The following is a 26,433-nucleotide window of genomic DNA, read 5'->3' as shown; positions in this document are numbered from 1 at the left end:
TTTATTATGAAAATTCAACTCATTATCATCACCATTTTTGCTTTTATATTTACAGCATGTTCAGTTAAACCACTTGATCCTGTAAAATTTGATACAGTAGAAAAACACATATCTTTTACACAAGATATAAAACCTATATTAGACAATAGATGTGTTTCTTGTCACTCTTGTTATAACTCACCTTGCCAATTGAAACTATCTTCTTTTGAAGGATTAGAAAGGGGAGCTTCAAAAAAAGATATCTATGCAAATAGAATAAGTGCAGATAGTCCAACTAGACTTTTTATTGATGCTGTTAATGAAAAACAATGGAGAGAAAAAGGATTTTTCTCAATGGTAGATAGTTTAGAAAATTCAAATGAATCTATAATGATGCAATACCTTTTTCAAAAAGATACAAACCCACAGATTATAGGAGAGTATTCACCTGAAACAGATGAATTAACTTGCGTTAAAGATAAAGATGAATTAGCAACTTTTTTTGAAGAAAACCCTCATAAAGGTATGCCTTATGGATTTCCAGCGCTAAAAAAACATGAATACAATCTTTTAATGACATGGCTAAAACAAGGTGCTGTTGATGACACTATTAAAAATACAAAAACAACTTTTGAACAAAATGAAATAAAAAAGTTTGAAGATTTTCTAAATAATCAAGAAATAAAACATAAAATAAGTGCAAGATATATTTATGAACATCTTTTTCTAGCTCATATTACTTTTGATGATGAAAGTGGAAATTTCTTTGAATTAATTCGTTCAACTACACCAACAGGATATCTACCTGAAGTAATTGCAACTAGATTTCCATATGATGAAGTTAAAGAACCATTTTATTATAGATTTAGAAAAATAGAATCAACCATTGTTCATAAAACACATATGGTTTATAAATTAAATGATGAAAAATTAAAAAGATATCATGAATTATTTATAAATACACCATGGGATCAAAAACCATTTTTACCATCTTATGAAGTTGGAATTTCTGCAAATCCTTTAAAGACTTTTGAACAAATACCTTCAAAAAGTAGATATCAATTTTTACTTGATGATGTTCATTATATAATTATGACATTTATTAGAGGCCCTGTTTGTAAAGGACAAATTGCTTTAAATGTAATTCAAGACCATTTTTGGGTAATGTTTATGGATCCAAACTATGATTTATCACTTCAAGATAAATATTTCTTACATGATAATATTCCTAATCTTTCTATACCAAATGAATATGGAGAAGATCCTAGTTTATTCAAAACTTTTAAAGTTTTAGATAACTATGAATTATCAAAAAAATATCATACAAATAAAGCAAAAATCTATAACAGTTATTATCCAGATGGCTTATCAATAAATAGTATTTGGAAAGGGAATCAAAAAGAAGAAAATGATTCTATTTTAACAATTTATAGACATTTTGATTCAGCATCAGTTCATAAAGGTGCATATGGAGATACACCAAAAACTTTATGGGTAATTGATTATCCTTTACTTGAGCGAATTTATTATTCATTGGTTGCAGGTTTTGATGTATTTGGAAATACTGCTCATCAATTACTTGTACGAACACATATGGATCGATTAAGAATTGAAGGGGAAAGTAATTTTTTAGAGTACTTACCAAGAAGTTCTAGAGTAAATTATTTTAATTCTTGGTATGAAGGTTGGTTAGCTCAATATTTAAGTGTATATGTACCTACTAGTAGTAATGTAAATATAAAATACACATCAACAGAATATAAAAAAGAGTTTGTTGATAAAATTTTTCAATACGCTAATGTAAAAAAAGATCCTATAAATTTTATCGACAGTAATTACACAGCAAGTCCAATAAAAGATACATATAATGATAAAAAAGATATTGAAGAAACTTTAAAAACTTTGACACTTCCTAATAGTTCAGAAATTATAAAAAAGTTTACAGATAGCAAATCAAATTTAGCCTATATAAGAATTCAAATGAACTCAGGAGAAAATCTAATTTATACTCTTGTTATAAATAGATGGCACAAAAATGTAGCGCTTCTTTTTAATGAAGACGCAAGGCTTGATTCAACAAAAGATAGAATAAATTTTGTAAAAGGATTTATTGGTTCATATCCAAATGTTTTTGTTAATGTAAAACAAGATGATTTAAGTGAATTCTTTAGTCTATTGCAAAATTATAAAGATATTCCAAGAGACAATATAAAAGTGCAGAAATTTGCAGTTAATAGAGCAAATCCTGACTTTTGGGAAGTGTTTGATTGGTTTGATAAAGAGTTTAAAAAACAAGATCCTCTAAATTATGGATTATTTGATTTAAATAGATATATAAGTCGTGCAAGAAATCAATAATAATTAATAATTGGTTTAAAATTTTTAGATATAATCTTGCCAATTAAGATATTTTAATTTTTTTAGGAAAAAAAATGAGTGAACAATTAGAACAATTAGATAAAGAGTATGTACTTCATACTTATGCCAGAAATTATGTTAATTTCAAAAAAGGTATAAACGCTACTCTTTTTGATGAAAATGATAAAGATTATATTGATTTTACATCTGGAATTGCAGTTTGTAGTGTAGGTCATGGAAATAAAAGAGTTGCAGATAAAATCTATGAACAAATTTTAAATATTACACATATTTCAAATTTATATGGAATTGAGCCACAAGCAAAACTTGCAAAAAGATTAAAAGAATTAAGTGGATACGATATTAGAACATTTTTTTCAAATAGTGGTGCTGAAGCAAATGAAGGCGCTATTAAGATTGCAAGAAAGTTTGGTGAAACAAATTTCGAAAAGAAAAAATATAAAGTTATAACGTTAACACACTCTTTTCATGGAAGAACAATAACAACAGTAAAAGCAACGGGACAAAGCTCAATGCATACTCCAAATTTTGCTCCATATCCTGATGGTTTTTCATATTATAATTATATAAATGATATTTATAATGCAATTGATGATGAAACTGTTGCAGTTATGATTGAACTTGTTCAAGGTGAAGGTGGTGTTCAACCATTTGCTAAACAAGAAATTCAAGAATTAGCTAAGTTTTTAAAAGAAAATAAAATTTTACTTATTATTGATGAAGTTCAAACAGGTGTATACAGAACAGGTGAATTTTTAGCATCAAATCTTTATGAAATAAATCCTGATATCATAACTCTTGCAAAAGGTTTAGGTGGAGGAGTTCCAATTGGAGCTATTATGACTACTCATAAAGATATTTTTAGCCCAGGAGATCATGGTTCTACTTTTGGTGGAAACTATCTTGTAACAGCTGCTGCGTTAGAAGTATTAGATATATTAGAAGAAATTAAAGATAATGGAGCTTTAGATGAAACTATTATTTATTTTAATTCAAAACTAAATGAAGTATATGAAAAGAATAAAGAAATCTTTACAGGAAATGTAGGTCTTGGACTTATGAGAGGATTAAGAGTTAAAGATGCTGATACTTTAGCTTTAGTTATTAAAACAGCTTTTGAACATGGTGTTCTAGTTTTAAAAGCTGGAAAAAATACTCTTAGATTTCTTCCTGCACTTACTATCTCAAAAGAAGAGATGAATGAAGGATTTAAAAGGTTAGAAAATGCACTTGATAAAATCAAGCAAGATTAAACTACTACTTTGTAGTTTAATCACTATAAACTTATACGCAGCAGATGATGCATTTGATGATAAGATAATCTCTGATAAAAGATTAAAAAACTTTGAACTTTCTAGTGAACAAATAAAAGAAGATAGTTCAAAGTTAAAAAAAGACTGGATAAATCCAATCACTTATCAATATACAAATAATTTAGGTGAAGAGTATAAAACTCAACGTTCAGTAATTTCAATAAATCAGCCAATTTTCCAAAGTGGTGGTATTTATCAAGCTATTAAATATGCAGATTCAACATATAAATATGCTAGTTTAGATTTAGAACAGCAAAAAAAAGAGCTTATAAAAGATGCGCTAAATATCTTATTCAATATTGAAAAAACTAATTTAAATATTGAAAAAGCGAAATACACTTTAGAAAATGCAAAAATAGATGTAAATAGAAAAAAAGAACAAGTATTAAATGGCTTTTTAGATGCATCATTTTTAGATGATGCACTTTTAACACTAAATACTACAAAACATAATTTAGTAGATTTAAAATATCAAAAACAAGAATTGATAAACAATTTTAATAATATTTCTTCAAAAGAATATACAAATTTTGAATTGCCAACTTTTAAATTATTTGATGAAAAAGAGTTTTTAGATAATAATATAAATCTTAAAAAAATTGAAGCAGATGTTATGAAAAAAGGAAATTATTCATATATGACTATGGCAAAATATTTGCCAAGTGTAAATGCTTATTATACTTATTCAAAATATCATGATGATGATGATTCAAGTTTAGATAAAGGCAATGACCACACTGTTGGATTAACACTTAATATTCCACTTGATAGTAGAACTTTTAATGATATCCAAAGTAAAAAAATAGATTATCTAAAATCAAAATTAAACCTGGAAAATAGTAAAGATGATGAAAAAACTTTCTTCAAAACTAAACTTGATAAGCTATCAATGATTGATGAAAGATTGCAAATCACAAAAGATGATTTGGATGTTTATGATTCTATTTTAAAAATTATAAATGAAGAAAAAGATGCGCAAATCAAAACACAAAGTGATTTAGACACATTGCAAAATTCACAAAAAATCAAATCTTTAGATATAAAAGTTTATGAAATAGATAAACAATTAGAACTTCTTGAAATGTATGTAAAACTTCAATAGAAGTTTTACAACAAGGATTTATTTGAAGGATTTTTTACCTAAATCATCTACTATTTTATTTTTTACAATTTTATTATTCTTATTATTTAGTTTTATTAGTTATAGATTATTAGTAAAAAATCTATCTGATGATCATTTAAAAAATCAAGAAATCACTTTTTACCAAATTCAAAAAGATACAAACAATTTATTAACAAAACTTTTATATAAATTTTCAACTCAAAAAGAGATTTTATTAGCTAAACATAAAGAGGTTTTAACTTATCTTCAAGATAAATCTTATGATATACCTTTAGATGAAATTTATAAAAAGATAAATGAAAATACTAGTGATTCTGAATATAATATTTATATCACAGATGAAAATTTAATCATAAAAAACACTACTTTTCCTGCTGATTTAGATTTTGATTTGAGTTTTGCAAAAGAGTTATTTGAAAATCATTATAAAAGTAATATTATTGCAGTATCTCCTCCTATATTTGAGATGTACTCTTTAAAATTCTTCAGTTACACTGATTCATATCTAAGTAAAAAAGATAACAAAGTTTTACAAGTTAGTTACACATTTAATCAACTAAATGATGACTTAAAAAAACTTCAACATGTTATTGATTCAAATCCTAAGATAAAAGCTTCGAATGCCTATATTTTATTTAATGATGGATATATTGGTGATTTTATTTTTAAATCTTTAAAATCATATAAACCAACCCTTAAAGATATTGAAGAAAGAATAAAAAAAGGAGAAGAGTTATCAAATGAGATTAAAGAGAATGAGTATAAAACTGCATATTTAGAAAAAGAAAACAATAAATATAAAGTTACTTATTTCTCACAAAAAAGTCCTATTTTTGATGAAGCAAAGATAGTATATAGTATTGTTTTTGATGAAAGTGAATATAATAACAATCTTATCAAATTAAATTTAGCAATGATATTTATCTGCTTTATTGGAATTATTACTATATATATAATTTATAAAGTAAGATTTAAAGAGAACCTTTTAACGTATAAAGATAAATTTATAGAGCACTCTGTTCATGAGATTAAAACTCCATTGGCAATTATAAGTTTAAATATTCAACTTCGAAATAAATTTTTTGGACAAGATAAATATTCCAAAAAGATTGAAGGGGCATTAAAAACCTTGGAAAACTCCTATGAAGACATGACATTTTTACATACAAAAGAGAAAATAAATTATCACATTGAACATATAAGCTTACAAAAAATATTGAAAGATAGAATAAAATATTTTGAAATAATTGCTTCAACCCAAAATAGAAAACTTGATTTAGAAGTTATTAATAACATATATATTGATACAAGTAAAATAGAATTACACCGATTAATAGATAACAATCTCTCAAATGCAATTAAGTACAGTAAAATTGAAAGTACAATAAAAATCATATTAAAAGATAATGTTTTAGAATTTCAATCTTTTGGGAAAAAAATAATTGATGTAAATAAAATTTTTGATAAATATGCAAGGGAAAATGATAGTTCAGGCGGTCATGGATTAGGTCTTTCAATAGTAAAAGATATATGTAAAAAATATAATATTGATGTAAAAGTAACATCTATGGAAAATAGTTTAAATATTTTTTCTTATAAATTTAATTGCCACAATATTGACATATAAAAAGAATATTATTAGCCCATGAAAATATTTTTACTAGAAGATGATTACTCATTAAATGAATCAATAAAAGAGATGTTAGAAACTGAAAACTTTATAGTTGATAGTTTCTATGAAGGTGATGTAGCATATGAGAATATCATAGGTGATTATGAATTATATATTTTTGATATAAATGTTCCAAATATTGATGGTTTATATCTACTTGAACATATTAAAAATATAAATCCTAACTCTAAAGTTATAATGATTAGTGCAAATATAAATATAGATCAAATCAAAGAAGCCTATTTAAAAGGTTGTGATGACTATATTAAAAAACCTTTTGATATTGAAGAATTATTATTAAAGATAAATAAATATACTCAAAAACCTCATATTATTATTTTAGATGAAAATCTTTATTTTAATAAAAATGATAAAAAACTATTTTTAAATAATATAGAAATAGAACTCACAAAAAATGAAAGAAATCTTCTTATTTTATTAATAAATAATAAAAGTAATAAAGTAAGTCATTCTCAAATAGAAGATTATATATACGATAGAGTTTCAAAAAGCTCTGATGCAATTAGAAGTTTAGTAAAAAGATTAAGAAGAAAAATAACAAAAGATATAATTTTTAATAGTTTAGATGAAGGATATTATATAAAATGACATTTTGCCCCTTTATTGACACATCTATTTTATAGAATATAAATTATTTTATATATAGGAGATGGTATTTTGTTAAAGTCAAAGATTATTTTATTAAGTGGTGTATGTGCACTATTTATTTTTGCAGGTTGTGAAAATATTCAAGGACCTGAAGTTCCTGAAAGTAAATTAACTCCAGGAAAAGTTCAACAACATGTTTCAAAAGGTATGTTTTCAACAGATGTAGTAAAAGCTCTTGGTTCTCCAAATATTATCACAAAAGATAAAATGGGAAAAACTACTTGGGTTTATGACAGAGTTAGTACTTACCATTCAAAAACAAATGGTGGTTTAAATTTTGTAAGAATGAATGCAAATGATTTCGTTATTACAGGTGGAATCGTGGCTGGAACTGCAGCTGCATTATCAAATTCTAATCCAACAAATTTTTTAATCTCTGCAGCAGCAATTGGATTAGCAACATTAATTAATGTTCAAGGTGATTATGAATATAAAACTGAACAAAAAACAATGACTATAATTCTTGATTTTGATGAAAATGATAAATTATCTAATTTCTCATATATGTATTCTTCATTTTAAGAGATGTTAATGTTTAGCAAAAAAAATTTACTTATTTCTTTGGGAGTTCTATTTTTTATTACAGGCTGCAGTAATGTAAAAACATTAGAAATGACCCCAGAAAATAATATAATTAACAAAGAATCATCATTACAAATAAGAGATATTCAAACTAGAACATTTGAAAATACAACAAAAGAAGATTTAATTAATGCTATTGTTGATACTTTATTGGATGATGGATATTTTGTAAATATGATTGATACAAAAGCTGGAGTAATTAGTGCTAAAAATAGCAAGAATAATCCTGAACTAGATATAGTTTCAGTTGTAAAAGAGTTAAAAAACAATTCATTTTTAGTAAGATTTAGTATAAATGCTATTGATAAAAGCCTTGCTTTTAAATCATACATTGTAATTGAAGATGATTTGATTTATAGATATTTATTTGACAGATTAAGAAAATCTCTATTTTTAGATCAAGAGTTTTATCAAACTGAAAATACGCAAGAAGTAAATACACAAATAAATACGAAAATTAAAGTAGATGTACATGAAGTTGTAGCACCAAAAGTTGTAAAACAAGAAAGCGCTGCTAAAAAAGTAGTTAAAAAATGTACTTCTGCTAAATGTACTAATGCACCTTTAGTTTATAGTGTACAATTTTTATGTTCATCAAATAAAGAACAAGCTTTAACAGAGTACAATAACTTGAAGTCTAAAAATCTTGATGTTAGAATTCATCCATTTTATGAATATCAAGTTGTTAGACTTGGTAGATATAAAACTAGAGTTGAAGCTGAAAAAATCATGAATGATTTTAAAAATAATTATCCAGATATAAGTATAGTTGCTTTTAAATCAAATAAATAAACTTTAGGAAAGTATGAACATTATTCTTTATATTTTAATATTTATAATTTTAAATATAAATTCTTTTGCTTCAAATACTTTCTTCTCAATATCTGTTTGCACTACCTCATCAAAAGATAGTGCAAACAACTGCAAAAATGATATTTCAGAATCTACAAAAGAAAATATTTTTATAATTAAAGATGAAAAAAATAATCAATTCAGAACATATGTAGGATTATTTGATAGCTATGCTGATGCAAAAAAGTTTTTAAATACTTCAAGTAGTTTTATTAAAAAACAAAAACCTTTTATAAAAGAACTTAAAAAAGAACCAAGTACTACTATAAAAACACTCCCTCTTATTCCTACACCTGAAATTAAAGATGAATATAAATTACTTGAAGCCTTTTATTTAAAGGGCCTTAGTAAAGATCCTATTGTTGAAAAACCTAAAGAAGATAATATTCCTATAGTTGAAAAATCTAAAAAAGAAAATATTTTTAAAACAATAATGCCTAAAATTGAAGATTTTAATTCATTAATTGTAGAAGTGGATTCAAAGAAAAATATTATGTTTTTAAAAGGTGAAGAAGATAAAAAATTAACAAATATAAAATCCTACAAAGTTTCAACTGCAAGAACAAATATAAAAAAACCTCTTGGAATTGGCGATATTACAGCTATTTCATTAGAACCAATTTGGTATCCAACTCAAAAAACATTAAAAGCTTTTAGACAAAAAGGAATAAATTTACCTTCTTCTGTCCCTTATGGTCATAGATTAAATTATATGGGTGCTGCAAAAATAAATTTAAGTCATAGGGTTAATGGTAATGAAGTTTATAGAATACATGGAACAATAAATGAAGAGACTATTGGAACATATGAATCAAGTGGCTGTATTAGAATGAAAAATAGTGAAGTTGTAGAATTAGCATCTTTGTTAAATAATTTTGCCTCTATTAAAAGTTTTGATAATATAAAAGTGGTTTTAAAATAAAAGAGGGAAAATCCTCCTTTATCTATTTAGATTTTTTTTCTTTTTCTTCTTTAAAGTTTAAATAATATTCTATTTCAGATGGAGTTAAAATTTTAATAGTATTAGTACTTCCTGGCATCCCAACTGGATATCCAACAGTTGCTACATATATACCATTAGTATTTAACAATCCTTTTTCTAAAAGAGCTTTTAACATTTTTTGAAACATTTTTGAAGCTTGTGCTTCTTTTATTGTTCCAATTGGTTCAACTCCCCAAATTCCTGTTAATGAGTTTAATACTTTTTTCTTATGTGTAAAAGCAAAAATTGGTGTTTTTGGTCTATATCTTGACATTTTAAGAGCTGATTTTCCAGAGCTTGTAAGTGCTAAAATACCATTTGCTTTTAAATCATCTGCAAGTTTTGTAACTGTTGCTTGAATTACATCAAACTCGTCTAAATATGGCATTTTATACTGTTTTTCATAGTTATAAATACACTCAGTTTTAGCAATAATATTACTCATAGTATCAACAACATTTATAGGATCTTCTCCAACTGCACTTTCTTCACTTAGCATCACAACATCAGTTCCATCTAAAACAGCATTTGCAACATCTGAAATCTCTGCTCTAGTTGCTCTTTCATTTTGAGTCATTGAAAGAAGCATTTGAGTTGCAGTGATTACTGGAATTCCTACAGCATTTGCTTTTTTTATAAGCATTTTTTGAATTGTTGGAACATCATAGTAAGGAACTTCTATTCCAAGGTCACCCCTTGCAACCATTATTCCATCACTTTCTTCTATAATTTCATCTATATTTTCAACTGCATCAAACTTCTCAATTTTTGCTATTAATTTACCTTTATAACCATTTAGCAAACTTCTTGCTTTTTTCATATCTTTTGCATTTTGTACAAATGAGATTGCAAAATAATCAACTTGATTTTCAACTCCCCAAGCTATATCTTTTTCATCTTTTTTTGTAATTACATCAATATCAATTACAGTATTTGGGAAATTTACACCTTTTTTCGAACCTAAGATTCCATGGTTTTCGATTCGTGCTTTTACTGTTTCTCCAGTTTCTATAACTTTAGCTCTTATAGTTCCATCATAAAGGTAGATATATTCATTTATTTTTACTTTGTCTAGGATATCTGGGTAATTAATTGATACTACATAATCTTTATCACCTCTTTTATATCCAACCATATCATCTTTTAAAAACGTAATAATATCATCTCTATATAGTTCAAATGGCTCTTTTACATCACCAATTCTTACTTTTGGTCCTGAAATATCTTGTAAAATTCCAACAGTTTTTCCTGTATTTTTCATAGCTGTTCTAATATTATTTAATGTTTCTAAGTGATATTCATGACTACCATGAGAAAAGTTCAATCTAAACATATTCGCGCCAGCTTTAATTAATCCTTCAATCATTTCAATAGTGTGGCTCGCTGGGCCTAATGTTGCTAATATTTTTGTTCTTTTTTGCATAAATTCTCCTTTTTAACTTATAAAAATTATAACATAAAATTATTACATTAAAGTAACTTAATCTGCTCAACTATTATTTCACAATAATTATGTTAAAATTAATTACAAAACAAAAAAGGTCTAATTATGAAACTAATTAATACAAAATTTTTATTCTCAAGTGCTTTGATTGCTACTATGATTAGTGGTTGTGCGCAAAAAACTGGAAATGAAACTTATGACCAAAATCAAAATGCAATTATTGGTACAACATTAGGAGCAATTGCAGGTGTTGTTCTTGGAAATAATGTTGGTGGTGGAAGTAAAAGTAGAAACAAAGTAATTGGAGCCGTTGCAGGTGCTGCAATTGGTGGAGCTATTGGTTATAGTATGGATAAACAAGCTAAAGAAGTTGCACAAAGTTTAAATACAAATGTTAATAATAACCCAAATGCAGCCTTAGATCCAAACCAAGATTTAATCGTATCGAATACTGATAATTACGTAAAAATAATGTTTAGAGATGACATGATGTTTGAAACAAACTCTGCAAATCCAACAGCAAGTGCTAGTGCTAAGATTGCAAAAATAAACTCTGTTTTACAAAAATATCCAAATACTTTAGTTCAAGTTGTAGGGCATACGGATAGTCGAGGAAGTCATTCATATAACTTAAATCTATCGAATCAAAGAGCTACAAATGTTGGAAATATTATTTTTAACTCAGGTGCTCAAAATCAAATCTTCTCAAGAGGTTGTTCATTTGATAAACCAGTTGCTTTAAATAACAGTGAAGCTAATATGGGATTAAATAGAAGAGTAGAAGTTTACTTATATCCAAATCAAGAATCAGTAATTGATGTTTGTAAATAAAAAGAGAAATCTTTTTATTTACAACTCTTTTTTACATCAATAAAATACTCTTTTTGATACAATTCTCACATGATAAAATTTTCTAATTACTTTAATGATTGGCTTTACGGTCAAAATGGATATTACTCAAACTACAAACAAATTGGTAAAGATGGTGATTTTTTTACTTCTGTTTCGACAAGCTCTTTTTTTGGTGGATCAATTGCTAAAAAAATAATTGATTCTATTGAAAGTGGGTTTTTACCATCCAATACAACTATTATAGAAATTGGTGCACACCATGGATATTTATTAGCTGATATAATTCAATTTATTTATACACTTAAACCAAAACTTTTAGATACTTTAAATTTTGCAATTGTAGAGCGATTTAAAGACTTACAAGAACAGCAAAAAAAATATATAAATGACTCTTTTGGCGATATTGTAAAACTAAAACATTACAATGACATAAGTGAAGTAAAACTACAAAATGCTTATGTTTTAGCAAATGAGATATTTGATGCTTTTGGATGTGATTTAGTTTATACAAATAAAGAAAATATTTTACAGCAGGCTTTTGTATCAGATAATAAAATAGAATTTATAGATTGTATTGATGATAATATAATAAATCACTGCAATAAATATAGTATTACAAAGGGTGAAGTTGCACTTTCATATAAAGATTTTACAAATACTATTTGTGAAAATATAAACAGTTTTGAATTTCTAACATTTGATTATGGAGATAGATATCCAAGAAATGATTTTTCCACAAGAGTTTATGAAAAGCATAATGTTTATCCTATTTTTGAAGATAATTTACCCTTAGAAAAACTATTCAAAAAATCAGATATTACCTATGATGTGCATTTCAATTATCTAAGTGATTGTTTTAAAGAAAATAATATAAAAGAAATAAAATTTAATACCCAATTAAAATCATTGGTAGAATTTGGTATTTTAGACTTATTAGAGATTTTAAAAGCAAATGTAAGTGAAGATGAATATCTAAGACAAACCCAAAAAGTTAAAGTATTATTAGAACCAACGGGAATGGGAGATAGATTTAAAACCTTGAATATAAGAAAATAAGTTAACTCTTTGTATAATCGAACTTTTAAAAATATTAAAAAGGTATAAAATGACACTTATTGTAAATGGCGAAACTAAAGAATTTAAAGATAATTTAACACTACAAAATATAATTACAGAATTACAAATAGAAAATAAAGTAATGGCAGCAGCTGTTAATATGAATATAGTAAAAAAAGATGATTGGAATAGCTTTGTTCCAAAAAACGATGACAAACTTGAGCTTTTACAATTTGTTGGTGGTGGATGATTTTTTATGAGTAAAGAAAAAGGTGATTTTGCTGAAAAAAGAGCAATATCTTTTTTAGAAGACTCCAATTTCAAAATAATTGAAACAAATTTTTATGCAAAAAAATTAGGTGAAATAGATATTATTGCAAAAAAAGATAATATCTATCACTTCTGCGAAGTAAAATCAGCAAGTGATTATGAAAGTGCTGTAAACAATCTAACAAATTCAAAACTATCAAAAATAAAAAGAAGTGTTGATTACTATTTACAAACAAAAAAATTAGATGTTACTTATTGTATTGATGCAATTATTGTAACTGATCAAGATATAACTTTTTTAGAAAATATAACTCTTTAGTTTTAAATTATAAAATGATTTTCAAAGAAGAATAAAGCAAGAGGTGAAGGTCGCAAAAAACACCTCTTACTAGTTTGTGTTTGTATTTAAAATTAGTAGAAGGAATTGTAACAATATAAAATAGCAATAGTCTAGCATCTCATAAATTTGTTAATTTATCTTCTTCTTAATAGTTTTTAGTTAACATACAAAAATACTTACGGAGAATTTTTTGTACTCAAAAGAACTATCATCTATTAAAAAATCAAACCGCTTTAGAACAAGAGAATTATTCGATGAAAATCTTATTGACTTAGCATCAAACGATTATTTAGGATTATCAACAAAAAAAGAAATTTTTCAAAAAGCTTATGAAACAGTTTTAAAAGAAAATTATCACTCACCAAAAGCTTCAATGCTTGTAAATGGATATAGTAAAATACATAAACAATTTGAAGATAAACTATGTGAATTAAATAAATTTGAAGCAGCAGTTACAGTTGGTTCTGGATTTTTAGCTAATATTTCTATGATAGAAGCACTTTGTAGAAAAAATGATACACTTTTTATAGATGAAGAGTATCATGCAAGTGGTATTTTAGCTAGTAAATTATTAAGACCTGAACAAGTAATTGTTTTTAATCATAATGATTTCAATGACTTAAAAACTAAAATTTTAGATAATAAAAGAACTGGAAGAAATGTAATTGCTATTGAAGGTGTTTATTCAATGGGTGGTGATTTAGCACCTATTGAAATATTTAATATAGCAGATGAATATAAAGCTATTTTAATTGTAGATGAAGCACATAGTTCAGGAGTTATTGGTGAGAATCTATTAGGTATCTTTGATTATTATAAAATTAAACCAAATAAATATCATGTAAAAATGGGAACTCTTGGAAAAGCATATGGATCATATGGTGCTTATATTTTAGCATCACAAGAAATAATAGATTTTTTAGTAAATAGAGCTAAACCTATTATATATTCAACTGCTCCATCTTTATTTGATACAGCACTTGGTTATGAATCATTAAAATTTATTATAGAAAATAAAAAAGAATTAAAAAAAAGAATTGAAGAAAATTTAAATATTATTTATAAAGAGTTAGGAATAAAATCGCAAAGTTTGATTATTCCTATTTTAATAGGAGATAACAAAAAAGCCAAAGAAATTCAAGAAATTTTAAAAAAATATGGTTATTTAGTTGGAGCTATTAGGCAACCAACCGTTAAGGAAGCAATTATTAGATTAATTGCAAAAATTGATATACAAAGTGATGTTTTAACAAATATATGTAAATTATTGAAGGAATTGAATGTTAATAAATGATTTAATTAAGGGTAACAAAAAATTTAGGGAAGTTAGTTTTCCAAGATATGAAGGTGATGTAAAAGAACTTGTAGAAAAAGGTCAAAAACCAGAGATTCTTTTTGTTGGGTGTAGTGATAGTAGAGTTACACCTGATTTAATGCTTGATACAAAACCAGGTGATATGTTTATTTTAAGAAATGTTGGTAATTTTGTACCACCTTATAGTCCTGATGATGATTTTCATGGTAGTTCTGCTGTTATTGAATATGCTGTTTCTATTTTAGGTGTTAAACATATTATCATATGTGGACATTCTCATTGTGGAGCATGTAAAAGTTTATATCAAGATATTGGTCCTTCACCTGATTTAATTCACGTTAAAAAATGGCTAGAACTTGGGAAAAGAGCTAAAGAATATACTCTTCTTGCAATTCAAGACAAATCAGATCAAGAAAAATTATATAGAGCAACAGAAAGAATTTCGATCGTACATCAAATGGAAAACCTTTTAACTTTTCCAGAAGTTGAAAGAAAAGTTAAAAGTGGTGAATTACAAATTCATGGTTGGTATTATAGAATTGAAGATGGAACTATTGAGTACTATGATGGAGAAGAATGTTCATTTAAACCATTAAAAGAGAATGCAAATGCAAAATGAAGTAAGAAAATTACCTAAAAAAACAGTATTAATAATTTCTATCTTAATTGCAATGGGATTTGTAGTATTCTTTTTATTAAAAGAGTTAAAAGAGTTAAAGTTAGAAGAAGTTTTAGCTACTATAGGTCACTCTAATATAAAAAATTTAGAAGTGATTAACAAATTAAGCGTTGAAGATACAGAAACTAGATACAAAAGTAGTGTATTTAAAGTAACATTTTATGATAATGATTTAAAACAAACTTGTATTGGGTTTGTTCATCAAAATAGAGATGGAAGTCATACAAAAGATTTTGATTGTAAATAGGAAAAAAAATGAGCATAATAGAAAAATTAGAAAAACAAGAAAGATTAAATTACGAAGATGCAATAAAATTATATGATTTAGATTTATTCACACTTGCATCATACGCAAATAAGATTAGAGAAGAAAGACATGGGAAAAAGACTTACTTTAATATAAATAGACATATAAACCCAACAAATGTTTGTAAAGATGTATGTCAATTCTGTGCATATAGTGCAAGTAGGAAAAATCCAAATCAATGGACAATGACACATGAAGAGATTCTAGAAATAGTTAAAAACTCTTCAAAAAATGATATAAAAGAAGTACATATAGTATCAGCACATAATCCAGATACAGGATTACAATGGTATATGGATGTATTTAGAAAAATAAAAGAAAATTTTCCATCAATTCATGTAAAAGCACTAACAGCTGCTGAGATTCATTTCTTAAGTACAGAGTACAATCTTTCATATCAGGAAATTATAAATATGATGATTAAACATGGAATTGACTCAATGCCAGGTGGTGGAGCTGAAATTTTTGATGAAAAAGTAAGAAAAAAAATCTGTGGTGGGAAAGTTACATCAGAACAATGGTTAGAAATTCACAGACTTTGGCATAGTGCTGGTAAAAAATCTAATGCTACAATGCTTTTTGGACACGTTGAAGATAGAAACCATAGAATTGACCATATGTTAAGACTTAGAGACTTACAAGACATTACAGGTGGTTTTAATGCCTTTATTCCTTTAGTATTTCAAACAGAAAACAATTACTTAAAAGTAAAAGAGCCTCTAACAGGTCAAGAGATACTAAAAACTTATGCAATTGCTAGAATACTACTTGATAATATTCCAAATATAAAAGCATATTGGGCAACTTCAACTGTAAAATTAGCATTAATAGCTCAAGAGTTTGGGGCAAATGATGTTGATGGAACTATTGAGAAAGAATCAATCCAAAGTGCAGCAGGTGCTACAAGTGCAAATGGAATTGCTCAATTAGAATTTGTTGATTTGATTAAAAATTCTGGATTTATTCCAGTTGAGAGAGACTCTATTTATAATGAATTAAGAACTTGGTAATTCCAAGTTTTTAATTTATCTTTAATCTTCTATTTTGGTTGATTAAACACCAAATTAAACTCTATTTCAATTCCTGTTTCAGTTCTTATCATACTTAAAGGATAAGATAAATTAATAGAATATAATTCATTATTTAAAGTATTAATCAACTCAAAAAATTCACTTGGCTCTTTTACTAAAATATTAACAATATAGTTGTATTCAATTATATAATTATCTGTTGAAGATAAAAGTTTTATAATTGAATTTTCTGGCATTAATATTTTTAATTGCTCACTAACTCTATCTACTAAAATAAGCTCATCAGTAATATATTTTTTTGTATTAGTTTTATATGTTATATCTTTTAATTCAAATATATCTTTTGCAATAACTGAACTTTCTATATTTACTTTCTTAGTTTCATCTAGGGCTTTATATTCAATATTTTTATATAATAACTCTAATCTTGGTTTTAAAGAAGTAATATAAGTATCTTCTTTTAAAAATATTCCTTTTAATTCTAAAGTATTTTCTTCTAGTTTCAACTCTTTTAAAATAATATCATATTCAATAGTATTAAAAATAGCTCTTATTCTTTGTTCTATTTTATCATTTATATTTATATGATCAGGTAATTCTAATTTTTGTTCAATTTTTTTAGGTTCTAGCACTTTTTGTGGAATATTTTGTTTTACCATAACTAATTCATAAAAATAATAAAGACCAATTAGTAATAATATTAGAAGAATAATCGCAGAAATATTATTGTAATTTCTCTTTTTAACTTTCTTTCGAGGTTTTGTGAAGCTCTTTTTTAGATGTTTATCTTTTGATAATTCGAATATTTCTTCATCAATATTTATTGAATGATATTCTACTTCTAGCATTAAATCATCGTTTAACTGTTCTATTTGTTCACTTGAAAGCTGTTTTAGAACGTAAAGAAGAGTAACTTTTTCTATAAATACATCAGTTTTCTTTTCATAAAAAGTTGCCAGTACATTATGAATAATTTCATTTAATTCTAAATAATATATCTCATCAAATAATTTCTGACCATCAACATCATCTTCATAGAAGTGTGTTTTTTTAACCGATTCAAAAGTTGGTAAATCAAATGTTTGATGAAAAGCAATCAATCCTTTTTGATTAACAATTAAAGTAAAAGCTTTATTGTTAAATAGAAATACTAATAATTCATTCTTACATATTTTCTTTTCTAAATGTAAATTCATTATATGAAAAGCTGAATAAATATAATCAATACCTGTTTTTATAAAATAGTTTTTAGTTTCAAAAAGTGTAGTTTTTAATACTGCAATATCAAATTCATTATTAAATTTTGCAATTTCACAATCTTTTAATTTTGAAGACAAAGCTTTAGGTACAAGCTTTGTAGTATCACTAATTAAAAGTGTAGATATATATGTAAAATCATTTTCCTCTTGTGCATGATTTAATTTTTCAGAAATTTCTGAAGATAAGATATCATCATCAACTAAATATATAGCATTAGTATTATCTATAATAATTTCATTAGTTATTTTTTTATAGTCAAGCCTTAGCTGAGAATCATATTTGATAACATTAATATACAAAGACTCTTTAGTAGTAAACATATATTTCCTATTGTAATTCTTTAAAGTATAGCATTTAACATCATTTTATCTTTGATAAAATTTCTTGCCTCTTCAAACTCTAAATCATTTATATTAAAAGGCTCAGACATATAGAAATCTATTTTCCCAAAAGGTTTTGGCAAAATAAATTTATCCCAAGAATTAAATTGCCAATAAGATGAAGGCTTAGAATTTAAAACTACAATTCTAGCAGCACTTTTTTGAGCAATAGCAATAACACCATCAGCTACGGTGTGTCGGGGTCCTCTTGGACCATCAGGAGTTAACGCAATATCACTTCCCGCTTTAATTTCTCTAATTGTACTAATTAATGCTTTAGTTGCACCTTTAGAAGAAGAACCTCTTATTGTTTCTCCTCCAAACAAATTGTAAATCTTAGATAAAATTTCACCATCTTTACTTTGACTAATTAATGTTTTTATTTTACCATTTGGTCTATTTTTATAATAATTCAATGGCTGACAAATTAAATCATCATGCCAAGTAACAAATATCAAAGCTTCACCATCTTTTAATTTTGGGTGATGAAATTCTTTTCTATTTGTTAAATAAATAAATTTTACTATTAAATATAATACATAAGGTAATATCTTTAATTTAAAAAAATATTTCATTATAAAACCACAACACCTTTTAGAGAAGTTCTAGATGCTTCTGTGATTTTAATATTTACAAATTGTCCTAAAAGTTCATCGCTACCTTTTGTGAATACTTGTAAAAAATTATCAGTAAATCCACAAACTTCACCATTTGGTTTTAAAGACTCAATTAATACAGTCATTGTCTCACCAACATAAGTATCCATTATTTCAACTAAATGTTTTTTATGTAATTCAATTAACTCAATTAATCTAGCACTTCCATTTTCATCAGGAATTTCAATATCAGCAAAATTTAAAGCTTCAGTTCCTGGTCTTGGAGAATATTTAAAATTAAAAATTTGATTAAATCTAACTTGATTTACTACATCTAAAGTATCTTCAAAATCCTCTTGTGTTTCACCTGGAAATGCAACAATAATATCTGTTGTAATTCTAAGATTAGGTACAAGAGCTCTTAGTTTTGCAGCTCTATTTAAAAACCACTCTTTAGTGTACCCTCTTTTCATAGCTCTTAATATACTAGTTGAACCACTTTGTAAAGGCATATGAATACATTTTGAAATTTTTGGATTTTTTGCAAACTCTTCAATAAATTCATCATCCATATGTAATGGATGTGGAGATGTAAATCTAATTCTCTCTAATCCTTCTACTTTTGAAACATCTTGTAAAAGATTTGTAAAAGTATATTTACCTCTTCCATCAGAAAAATTTCTTCCATAAGAGTTAACATTTTGTCCTAGAAGTGTAACTTCAACAGCACCTTCTGCAACAGATCTTCGTACTTGATCAACAATCATTTCAGGAGGAATAGAAATCTCTTCACCTCGTGTGCTTGGAACTATACAATAAGTACATTTTTTATCACAACCAACAGAGATATTAACACTTGCTCTATATTTATTTGTTTTTGCAGTTGCAAATTCATAAGTTGATTCATCATGATTAATGGAAATTTCTACTGAACCTTTGATATCTACAATATCTTTTATTTTAGATATATTTCTAGCACCTAAAACAAAATCAACTGCAGGTGCTCTTCTAATAATATCTTCACCTAAATGAGATGCTGTACAACCAGCAACTCCGATTTTAGCACCTTGTTTTTTCTTTTTATTAAATTGACCAATTTCAGAAAAAAGTCTAGAAACAGGTTTTTCTCTAACAGAACAAGTATTTATGATAATTAAATCAGCTTCTTCCATTATATTTGTTTGAACATAATCTTTATGTTTTTCTAACTCAGATGCCATATGTTGGCTGTCAGTATCATTCATCTGACAGCCTAATGTTTGTATAAATAGTTTTTTGTTTGAACTCATATTTTTATAACACTATCAAAAGATTAAAGTGCATGAACCTCGTACATATACTCATCATCAGCCAAACCATATTTTACTTCTCTAAAATATACATTATAACTATCTGCTTCTAAAGCATCTACTAATGCCATCATGTCTTTGTGTGAATTATCTCTGTCAAAATAAAATATTCTTTGACCATCTTTTTTTAACTCATCTTTTATTTTATCTAATTGCACTTTTTTTGGTTTTTCATTTAACTCATTTCTTGCAAATAATAATTCCATATACTAAGCCTTTTATCTTTTTTATTAATCATCTATTTTATCTCAAAATTACTTTAATTTGTATAAAAGGCTATTTTAGCTATACTAATATTCTATACTACATTGGAAATCAAACAATCATTTCAATGTCAACAAATAAAAGGTTATTAATGGATAAAATAATAGATATTTTAGATTCAATTGCATATGAAAAAGGTCTTAAAATTGACGACGTTGAAAATGCACTTAAAGAGGCTTTGATTAAAACTGCACAAAAAATGGTTGATGAAACTTTAACATTTGATGCAAACATAGACAGGGCAAATAAAAAGCTTGAATTATTTCAAAAAATTGAGGTTGTAAATCAAGATGATGAAAGATTACTTGCAAATGCAGTTAACAAATATGGTGAAGCACTTAATTTTGAAAATTATATTACATTAGAAGAAGCAAAAGAGATTGATCCAGATTTAGAAATTGGTGATTTTATGAATTATGATTTAGAATTCGAAAATATGGGTAGAAATGCAGCTACTATATTACATAGTAATTTTGAATTTAGACTTCAAAGATTTGTTGAAGAAAATATTGTTAATAAGTACAAAGACAAAATCGGAAAAACTGTTTCAGGAACAGTTACAAGAATTGATAAACAAGAAAATACATTCATAGAAATTGGTGAAGTAAAAGGTATTTTACAAAGAAAAAGTAGAATTAAAGGTGAAACTTTTAAAGTTGGAGACGTTGTTCAAGCTGTTGTTAAAGGCGTAAATATTGACAAAACAAGTGGATTATTAGTAGATATTTCAAGAACTTCTCCAAAGTTTTTAGAAAATTTATTAATTAATGCAGTACCTGAATTAAAAGATAAAAAAGTAACTATCGAAGCAAGTGCTAGAATTCCAGGGACTAGATCTAAAATTGCTCTATCGACTATTGAGCCTCAAATAGATCCAATTGGCGCTGTTGTTGGAGTAAAAGGTGTTAGAATTGGTTCTGTTTCAAAACAACTACATGGTGAAAATATAGATTGTGTAGAGTTCTCAACAATTCCAGAAATGTTTATTTCAAGAGCATTATCACCTGCGATGGTAAATAGTGTTAAAATTGAAAAACATCCAAGTTATGGAGAAAAAGGAAAAGCAATTGTTACAATTCCAAGTGATCAAAAATCAAAAGCAATTGGAAAAGCTGGTTTAAATATTAGATTAGCTTCGATGCTTACAAAATATGACATTGAACTTATTGAAATTGCATCTTTAAATACAGGTTCAGCAAATAATGAAAATAATAATACAGCTGAAGAGAAAACAACTGATACAGCATCTTTAGAGGCATTATTTAAATAAAATGAATAAAATACACATCTATGACTCAGTAAAAAAAGAAAAAGTAGAGTTCGTTTCTATTAAAGAAAATATTGCTAAGATTTATGTTTGTGGTCCTACTGTTTATGACGATTCACATCTAGGACATGCTAGAAGTGCAATCGCGTTTGATTTACTTCATAGGGTTTTAAAAGCTAATAACTATGAAGTAATCATGACTAAAAATTTTACAGATATTGATGATAAAATCATTAAAAAAATGAATGAAACTTCAAGAACTCTTGAAGATATAACTACTCAATATATAAATGCTTATAAAGCTGATATGCAAGCTTTAAATATTCTAAATAATACGATTGAACCAAAAGCTACTGAAAATCTTGAAATTATGAAAGATATGATTTCAAATCTTATCTCAAAAGATATTGCATATAAAACAAGTGATAGTGTATATTTTGATACTTCAAAAGATAACTCATATGGCTCACTTTCACATAAAGCAAGTGATGAAAATGCACAAGCAAGAGTTGAAACTAATAATGAAAAAAGAAATCCATCGGATTTTGCTCTTTGGAAGTTTGCTAAAACAAATGATGTAAGTTTTGAATGCTCTTTTGGACTTGGGCGTCCTGGTTGGCATATTGAATGCTCTGCTATGATTGAAAAGCACTTAGCCTATAAAGAAGGTGATTTTCAAATAGATATTCACGGTGGTGGTGCTGATTTACTTTTTCCTCATCATGAAAATGAAGCTGCCCAAACAAGATGTTCAAGTGGACAAAATCTAGCAAAATATTGGATGCATAATGGTTTTGTAAATATTGATGGTGAAAAAATGAGTAAATCACTTGGAAACTCATTTTTCTTAAAAGATGTTTTAAAATCATATTCAGGTGAGATTATTAGATTTTATTTAATGAGCGCACACTATAGAGCAAATTTTAACTTCAATGAAGAGGATTTAATTTCATCTAAAAAAAGACTTGATAAACTTTATAGAATTAAAAAAAGAGTTTATGGAATGGAAGCATCTATTGTAAATGCTAAATTTAAAGAAGATATATTAAATGCTTTAAACGATGATATTAACACTTCAAAAGCATTATCTTTAATAGATGAAATGATTTCTAATGCAAATGATAAACTTGATGCTAATGCAAAAGATAAGAATCTAAAAAAAGAGTTAATTGCGAATATTTTATTTATCAATGATATTTTAGGAATTGGCTTTAACGATGCATATGAATACTTCCAATTTGGAATTGATGAGCAAACAAAATCTAAAATTGAAACACTAATTGAAAAAAGAAATGAAGCAAAAAAAGTAAAAGATTTTGCAACAGCAGATGCAGTTAGAGATGAATTAACTACACTTGAAATATCTTTAATGGATACTGTAAATGGAACGGTTTGGGAGAAGTTATAATTATTTAATAATTACTTCTTGACTTAAATCTATAAAAAATTCATAACTTAATGTTAAAATATTATTAAATTTTAAGATTAAGGCTATGGATGTCTAAAAAAAACTTAAGCTATATTGAAATGAACACTACAGATGATTTTGAGTGTTTCAACTTCAGAGAAAAACTCAAAAAAGCTAAAAAACCATATAATTATTTTAAAGAAATCAAAGATTTAGATTTTGAACAATTAGCATCTAGTGATAGATTTTTTTTACAAGATTTTGGTATATACAACAATGAACTGAATGAAGAAGAGTTTATGTTAAGAATCCGTTTTCCAGGAGGAAGAGTATCAAATGATTCTGTACTTTTAATTGCAAACTTAGCAAAAAAATACAATCTTCAAATAATATTAACAGCACGAGCTGGTATGCAACTTCATGGACTCAATTCAAATAATATACTTGAAGTATTTAATAAAATAAACAACTCTGAAATTACAACTTTTCAAAGTTTTGGTGATAATATTAGAAATATTACAGGAGATATATTTGATGGTATTGGAAAATACAATATTATAGAAGTTTACCCTTATATTATCAAAATGCAAGAGTATATTTTAAATAATGAAGAATATTTAGGATTACTTCCTAGAAGATTATCGCTTGGAATATCTGGATCTTGCGCCAATGTAAACTCTTTTTTTGCTAGTGATTTATATTTTGCTCTAGCAAAGAAAAATGATATTTATGGATTTAATGTATATTTAGGTGGTAAGAACACACAAATTGCTAAAGATGCAAATATATTTTTAGAAAAAGAAGATTTATTAGATTTTTTTATTGCATTTATTGATGTTTTTAATAAACATGGTTCAAGAATAGATAGAAATAATAATAGATTATTTCATTTAATAGAAGAGATAGGAATTGACAAATTAAAAGAGTATATACAAACATCTTATAAAAAAACATGGCAATCAAAAGGTGAAACACTATTAGAGAAAATAGATTTTAATGAATTTGAAAAACTAAAAAATAATAAATATAGTTTTTGTTATCGTTCATTATTTGCTAGAATTCAAGCATCTGAGCTTTATGAAATTGCTTCATGGGCAATTAAAGATAATTTAGAAATTAGATTTGGAACAGATCAACAAATTTACTTATTTAACTTAATTAAACCCAAAGTACCTATAGTGCATTATAATGGAAATAGAACTATGTTAGCATGCGCAGGTAGTGATTTCTGTCCTTATTCTTATTGGAATATAAAAGATGAGATTCAATGTTTACCTCTAGATAAGATTGAAAAGAATAGTATCTTAGTTGGATTTTCGGGATGTTTAAAAGGCTGTGCTAAACATGAACATAGTGATATAGGATTAGTAGGTTTAAAATCTGATTTACATGGGAAAAGAGAAAAAACAGCTCGTATTTATCTTGGTGGATTATATACATTTGGAGAAAGTACTGCAAGATTTATATTTGAAGCAATACCTTTACATAGCCTAAAAGAATTATTAGAAATAATAATTGATGAATATGAAGAAAGTGAATATGAACAATTTGAGTTATTCTCTAAAAATATATTAAATACCTTTAGTGCAGATTTTCTAGCTCTTTGGTTCCTAGCAAAATTTAAAACAAAAGAAAAAGTATATCTTAAAAAAACTAGTAATGAAATTGATTTATTTAATGGTTTATTTAATAAATATAGTTTTGTATCTTTATTAGACTCTAATGATTTAAGAAATATTACTAAAAACTTATATCAAGAATTATGGTTTAGTGAAGATTCAAATGAAGATAAAAAATTAAAAAATACATATATTTTAAGAGCATAAAAAAAGGGAAGAAGTTAAACTTCTTCCCTCTTTGATTTACTAAAAATAATTCTTAGTAAAATGATCTTGCGTATGCAGAATCAGTGATATTTTTAGTATCAACAATATAAGGAACTAATGCCATATGTCTAGCTCTTTTGATTGCTTTCTCTACCATTTCTTGTGAATTTTTAGAGTTACCAGTAAGTCTTCTAGGCATAATTTTACCTCTTTCACTCATTGATAGTTTTAATAAATCTGTATTTTTATAATCGATGAAATCAACTTTCATTTCAGTATATTTACAATATTTTTTTCCGTATTTTCTTCTTTCTGCCATTTGATTTTCCTTTTCTAAAACGGTATTTCGTCTTCGTCTATATCAATTTCAGGTATTCTTTGCTCAACTTTTGGTTTAGCTTGATTCATACCACCGTAGCTTCCTTGTGAACTTGATTCATTGTATTGAGGTTCTGGTTGATTATATGATCCTTGTGGATTATAACCTTGGTTGTCCCCAGAACTTGATGAATCACCCTTAGAATCTAACATTTTCATAGAGTCAACTCTTAATGAGTGTCTACTTCTTGTTGATCCATCTTGAGCAGTCCATTGTTCAAATACAAGTCTTCCTTCTAATAAAACTTTAGAACCCTTTTTCAAATATTGATTAGCAACCTCAGCAGATCTACCAAAAATATTAAAATCTAAAAAACAAACTTCATCTTTTTGTTCACCAGTTGAAGATTTGTATTTAAAAGATGTTGCAATCGCAGATTTTGCAATCGCAGAACCTGAAGGCAAATATCTTAATTCAATATCCCTTGTTAAATTTCCTACCATTATTACTTTATTATACATGTTAAGGTTCCTAAATAATTGTTACTTGTTAGCTTTTTTAGCTGCTTCGTCGCTCATTTTAGTCCAAGAAACAATCTCTTTTTTACTATCATATTTAATGAAAATAAATCTGATTAAGTTTTCGTTGATTCTATAATTTCTTTCGATTTCAGCAATTCCTGATGGATTACCTCTGAAATAGATTACATAGTAGTAACCTCTTTTACATTTTTCGATTTCGTAAGCAAGTTCTCTTGTTCCTACGTTATCAGATGATACAATTTCTCCACCGTTTTTCTCAATGATAGCTCTGATACCATCAATTTGTGCTACTGTTTCTTCTTCAGTAAGAGTAGGTTTTAAGATAAACATAGTTTCGTAATGTTTTAATTTTGACATTAATTCTCCTTATAGATTGT

General features: G+C 26.2%; 27 protein-coding genes. 19 read left to right on the top strand and 8 right to left on the bottom strand.

The window, feature by feature from the left end; genetic code table 11:
- Positions 1 to 6: 6 nt before the first annotated feature.
- From AACT_RS02260 to AACT_RS02225, 8 genes are all read left to right on the top strand, one after another.
- Positions 7 to 2,337, top strand: a complete 2,331-nt coding sequence (locus AACT_RS02260) for a fatty acid cis/trans isomerase (RefSeq protein ID WP_172124584.1) — start codon at positions 7 to 9, stop codon at positions 2,335 to 2,337.
- 74 nt (positions 2,338 to 2,411) lie between these two features.
- Positions 2,412 to 3,611 carry an aspartate aminotransferase family protein gene (locus AACT_RS02255; RefSeq protein WP_172124582.1) on the top strand — a complete coding sequence of 400 codons (1,200 nt, stop codon included), beginning with the start codon at positions 2,412 to 2,414 and terminating at the stop codon, positions 3,609 to 3,611.
- On the top strand, positions 3,583 to 4,773 hold the full coding sequence (locus tag AACT_RS02250) for a TolC family protein (protein ID WP_172124580.1): 1,191 nt from the start codon (positions 3,583 to 3,585) through the stop codon (positions 4,771 to 4,773). Before AACT_RS02255 ends, AACT_RS02250 begins: the two co-directional genes overlap by 29 nt.
- 22 nt (positions 4,774 to 4,795) lie before the next feature.
- Positions 4,796 to 6,421, top strand: a complete 1,626-nt coding sequence (locus AACT_RS02245) for a sensor histidine kinase (RefSeq protein ID WP_172124578.1) — start codon at positions 4,796 to 4,798, stop codon at positions 6,419 to 6,421.
- An 18-nt stretch (positions 6,422 to 6,439) separates the two neighbouring features.
- Positions 6,440 to 7,075 carry a response regulator transcription factor gene (locus AACT_RS02240; RefSeq protein ID WP_172124576.1) on the top strand — a complete coding sequence of 212 codons (636 nt, stop codon included), beginning with the start codon at positions 6,440 to 6,442 and terminating at the stop codon, positions 7,073 to 7,075.
- Positions 7,076 to 7,144: 69 nt separating this feature from the next.
- Positions 7,145 to 7,657: a hypothetical protein gene (locus tag AACT_RS02235; RefSeq protein WP_172124574.1), complete on the top strand. Its 513-nt coding sequence runs from the start codon at positions 7,145 to 7,147 to the stop codon at positions 7,655 to 7,657.
- 9 nt (positions 7,658 to 7,666) lie between these two features.
- On the top strand, positions 7,667 to 8,509 hold the full coding sequence (locus AACT_RS02230; protein ID WP_172124572.1) for an SPOR domain-containing protein: 843 nt from the start codon (positions 7,667 to 7,669) through the stop codon (positions 8,507 to 8,509).
- Between the two features lie 13 nt (positions 8,510 to 8,522).
- Positions 8,523 to 9,491 carry a L,D-transpeptidase gene (locus AACT_RS02225; protein ID WP_172124570.1) on the top strand — a complete coding sequence of 323 codons (969 nt, stop codon included), beginning with the start codon at positions 8,523 to 8,525 and terminating at the stop codon, positions 9,489 to 9,491.
- A gap of 22 nt (positions 9,492 to 9,513) precedes the next feature.
- Here AACT_RS02225 and pyk read toward each other — a convergent pair whose 3' ends face one another.
- Complete coding sequence (pyk, locus tag AACT_RS02220) at positions 9,514 to 10,974, bottom strand: pyruvate kinase (protein ID WP_172124569.1); 1,461 nt, start codon at positions 10,972 to 10,974, stop codon at positions 9,514 to 9,516.
- A 126-nt stretch (positions 10,975 to 11,100) separates the two neighbouring features.
- On the opposite strand from pyk, the gene AACT_RS02215 reads away from it, so the two are divergent.
- The 8 genes from AACT_RS02215 (at position 11,101) to mqnE (ending at position 16,824) form a co-directional block, all read left to right on the top strand.
- On the top strand, positions 11,101 to 11,826 hold the full coding sequence (locus AACT_RS02215; RefSeq protein ID WP_172124566.1) for an OmpA family protein: 726 nt from the start codon (positions 11,101 to 11,103) through the stop codon (positions 11,824 to 11,826).
- 69 nt (positions 11,827 to 11,895) lie between these two features.
- The gene (locus AACT_RS02210) at positions 11,896 to 12,903 is read left to right on the top strand and encodes an SAM-dependent methyltransferase (protein ID WP_172124564.1); all 1,008 of its coding nucleotides are present in this window, start codon (positions 11,896 to 11,898) and stop codon (positions 12,901 to 12,903) included.
- A 49-nt stretch (positions 12,904 to 12,952) separates the two neighbouring features.
- Positions 12,953 to 13,153: a sulfur carrier protein ThiS gene (gene thiS / locus AACT_RS02205; RefSeq protein ID WP_172124562.1), complete on the top strand. Its 201-nt coding sequence runs from the start codon at positions 12,953 to 12,955 to the stop codon at positions 13,151 to 13,153.
- 6 nt (positions 13,154 to 13,159) lie between these two features.
- Positions 13,160 to 13,492: a YraN family protein gene (locus AACT_RS02200; RefSeq protein WP_172124560.1), complete on the top strand. Its 333-nt coding sequence runs from the start codon at positions 13,160 to 13,162 to the stop codon at positions 13,490 to 13,492.
- 211 nt (positions 13,493 to 13,703) lie between these two features.
- A complete protein-coding gene (locus AACT_RS02195; protein ID WP_172124558.1) occupies positions 13,704 to 14,807 on the top strand; it encodes an aminotransferase class I/II-fold pyridoxal phosphate-dependent enzyme in 1,104 nt (367 codons plus the stop codon).
- Positions 14,794 to 15,447 (top strand): carbonic anhydrase, encoded by a 654-nt coding sequence (locus tag AACT_RS02190; RefSeq protein ID WP_172124556.1) that lies wholly within the window; start codon positions 14,794 to 14,796, stop codon positions 15,445 to 15,447. Before AACT_RS02195 ends, AACT_RS02190 begins: the two co-directional genes overlap by 14 nt.
- Entirely contained in the window at positions 15,437 to 15,754 is a 318-nt protein-coding gene (locus AACT_RS02185) for a hypothetical protein (RefSeq protein WP_172124554.1), read from the top strand. The genes AACT_RS02190 and AACT_RS02185 overlap by 11 nt, the downstream gene beginning before the upstream one ends.
- A gap of 8 nt (positions 15,755 to 15,762) precedes the next feature.
- Positions 15,763 to 16,824: an aminofutalosine synthase MqnE gene (gene mqnE / locus AACT_RS02180; protein WP_172124552.1), complete on the top strand. Its 1,062-nt coding sequence runs from the start codon at positions 15,763 to 15,765 to the stop codon at positions 16,822 to 16,824.
- A 29-nt stretch (positions 16,825 to 16,853) separates the two neighbouring features.
- Here mqnE and AACT_RS02175 read toward each other — a convergent pair whose 3' ends face one another.
- Genes AACT_RS02175 through AACT_RS02160 form a run of 4 tightly spaced genes read right to left on the bottom strand, consistent with a single transcriptional unit; the run spans position 16,854 to position 20,636 of the window.
- On the bottom strand, positions 16,854 to 18,425 hold the full coding sequence (locus tag AACT_RS02175; RefSeq protein ID WP_172124550.1) for a hypothetical protein: 1,572 nt from the start codon (positions 18,423 to 18,425) through the stop codon (positions 16,854 to 16,856).
- A 20-nt stretch (positions 18,426 to 18,445) separates the two neighbouring features.
- Positions 18,446 to 19,060 carry a lysophospholipid acyltransferase family protein gene (locus AACT_RS02170; protein ID WP_172124548.1) on the bottom strand — a complete coding sequence of 205 codons (615 nt, stop codon included), beginning with the start codon at positions 19,058 to 19,060 and terminating at the stop codon, positions 18,446 to 18,448.
- The gene (gene miaB / locus AACT_RS02165; RefSeq protein ID WP_172124546.1) at positions 19,060 to 20,370 is read right to left on the bottom strand and encodes a tRNA (N6-isopentenyl adenosine(37)-C2)-methylthiotransferase MiaB; all 1,311 of its coding nucleotides are present in this window, start codon (positions 20,368 to 20,370) and stop codon (positions 19,060 to 19,062) included. The genes AACT_RS02170 and miaB overlap by 1 nt, the downstream gene beginning before the upstream one ends.
- Before the next feature lie 23 nt (positions 20,371 to 20,393).
- The gene (locus AACT_RS02160) at positions 20,394 to 20,636 is read right to left on the bottom strand and encodes an HP0268 family nuclease (RefSeq protein ID WP_172124544.1); all 243 of its coding nucleotides are present in this window, start codon (positions 20,634 to 20,636) and stop codon (positions 20,394 to 20,396) included.
- A gap of 149 nt (positions 20,637 to 20,785) precedes the next feature.
- On the opposite strand from AACT_RS02160, the gene nusA reads away from it, so the two are divergent.
- From nusA to AACT_RS02145, 3 genes are all read left to right on the top strand, one after another.
- Positions 20,786 to 21,964 (top strand): transcription termination factor NusA, encoded by a 1,179-nt coding sequence (gene nusA, locus AACT_RS02155; protein ID WP_172124542.1) that lies wholly within the window; start codon positions 20,786 to 20,788, stop codon positions 21,962 to 21,964.
- Between the two features lies 1 nt (position 21,965).
- The gene (gene cysS, locus AACT_RS02150) at positions 21,966 to 23,369 is read left to right on the top strand and encodes a cysteine--tRNA ligase (protein ID WP_172124540.1); all 1,404 of its coding nucleotides are present in this window, start codon (positions 21,966 to 21,968) and stop codon (positions 23,367 to 23,369) included.
- A gap of 89 nt (positions 23,370 to 23,458) precedes the next feature.
- Positions 23,459 to 25,195 (top strand): nitrite/sulfite reductase, encoded by a 1,737-nt coding sequence (locus tag AACT_RS02145; RefSeq protein WP_172124538.1) that lies wholly within the window; start codon positions 23,459 to 23,461, stop codon positions 25,193 to 25,195.
- 52 nt (positions 25,196 to 25,247) lie between these two features.
- On the opposite strand, the gene rpsR is transcribed toward AACT_RS02145, so the two are convergent.
- From rpsR to rpsF, 3 genes are read right to left on the bottom strand one after another with little or no spacing between them, the layout of a single operon-like run.
- On the bottom strand, positions 25,248 to 25,514 hold the full coding sequence (gene rpsR / locus AACT_RS02140; RefSeq protein ID WP_172124536.1) for a 30S ribosomal protein S18: 267 nt from the start codon (positions 25,512 to 25,514) through the stop codon (positions 25,248 to 25,250).
- 14 nt (positions 25,515 to 25,528) lie between these two features.
- Positions 25,529 to 26,035 carry a single-stranded DNA-binding protein gene (locus AACT_RS02135; protein ID WP_172124534.1) on the bottom strand — a complete coding sequence of 169 codons (507 nt, stop codon included), beginning with the start codon at positions 26,033 to 26,035 and terminating at the stop codon, positions 25,529 to 25,531.
- Between the two features lie 21 nt (positions 26,036 to 26,056).
- Positions 26,057 to 26,413, bottom strand: a complete 357-nt coding sequence (gene rpsF, locus AACT_RS02130; protein WP_172124532.1) for a 30S ribosomal protein S6 — start codon at positions 26,411 to 26,413, stop codon at positions 26,057 to 26,059.
- Positions 26,414 to 26,433 lie beyond the last annotated feature (20 nt).

The organism is Arcobacter acticola, assembly GCF_013177675.1.
In the GTDB taxonomy this organism is placed as follows: Bacteria; Campylobacterota; Campylobacteria; order Campylobacterales; family Arcobacteraceae; genus Aliarcobacter; species Aliarcobacter acticola.
The sequence above is the reverse complement of the archived record's forward strand: the minus strand, read 5'-3'. Positions and strand labels throughout refer to the sequence as shown.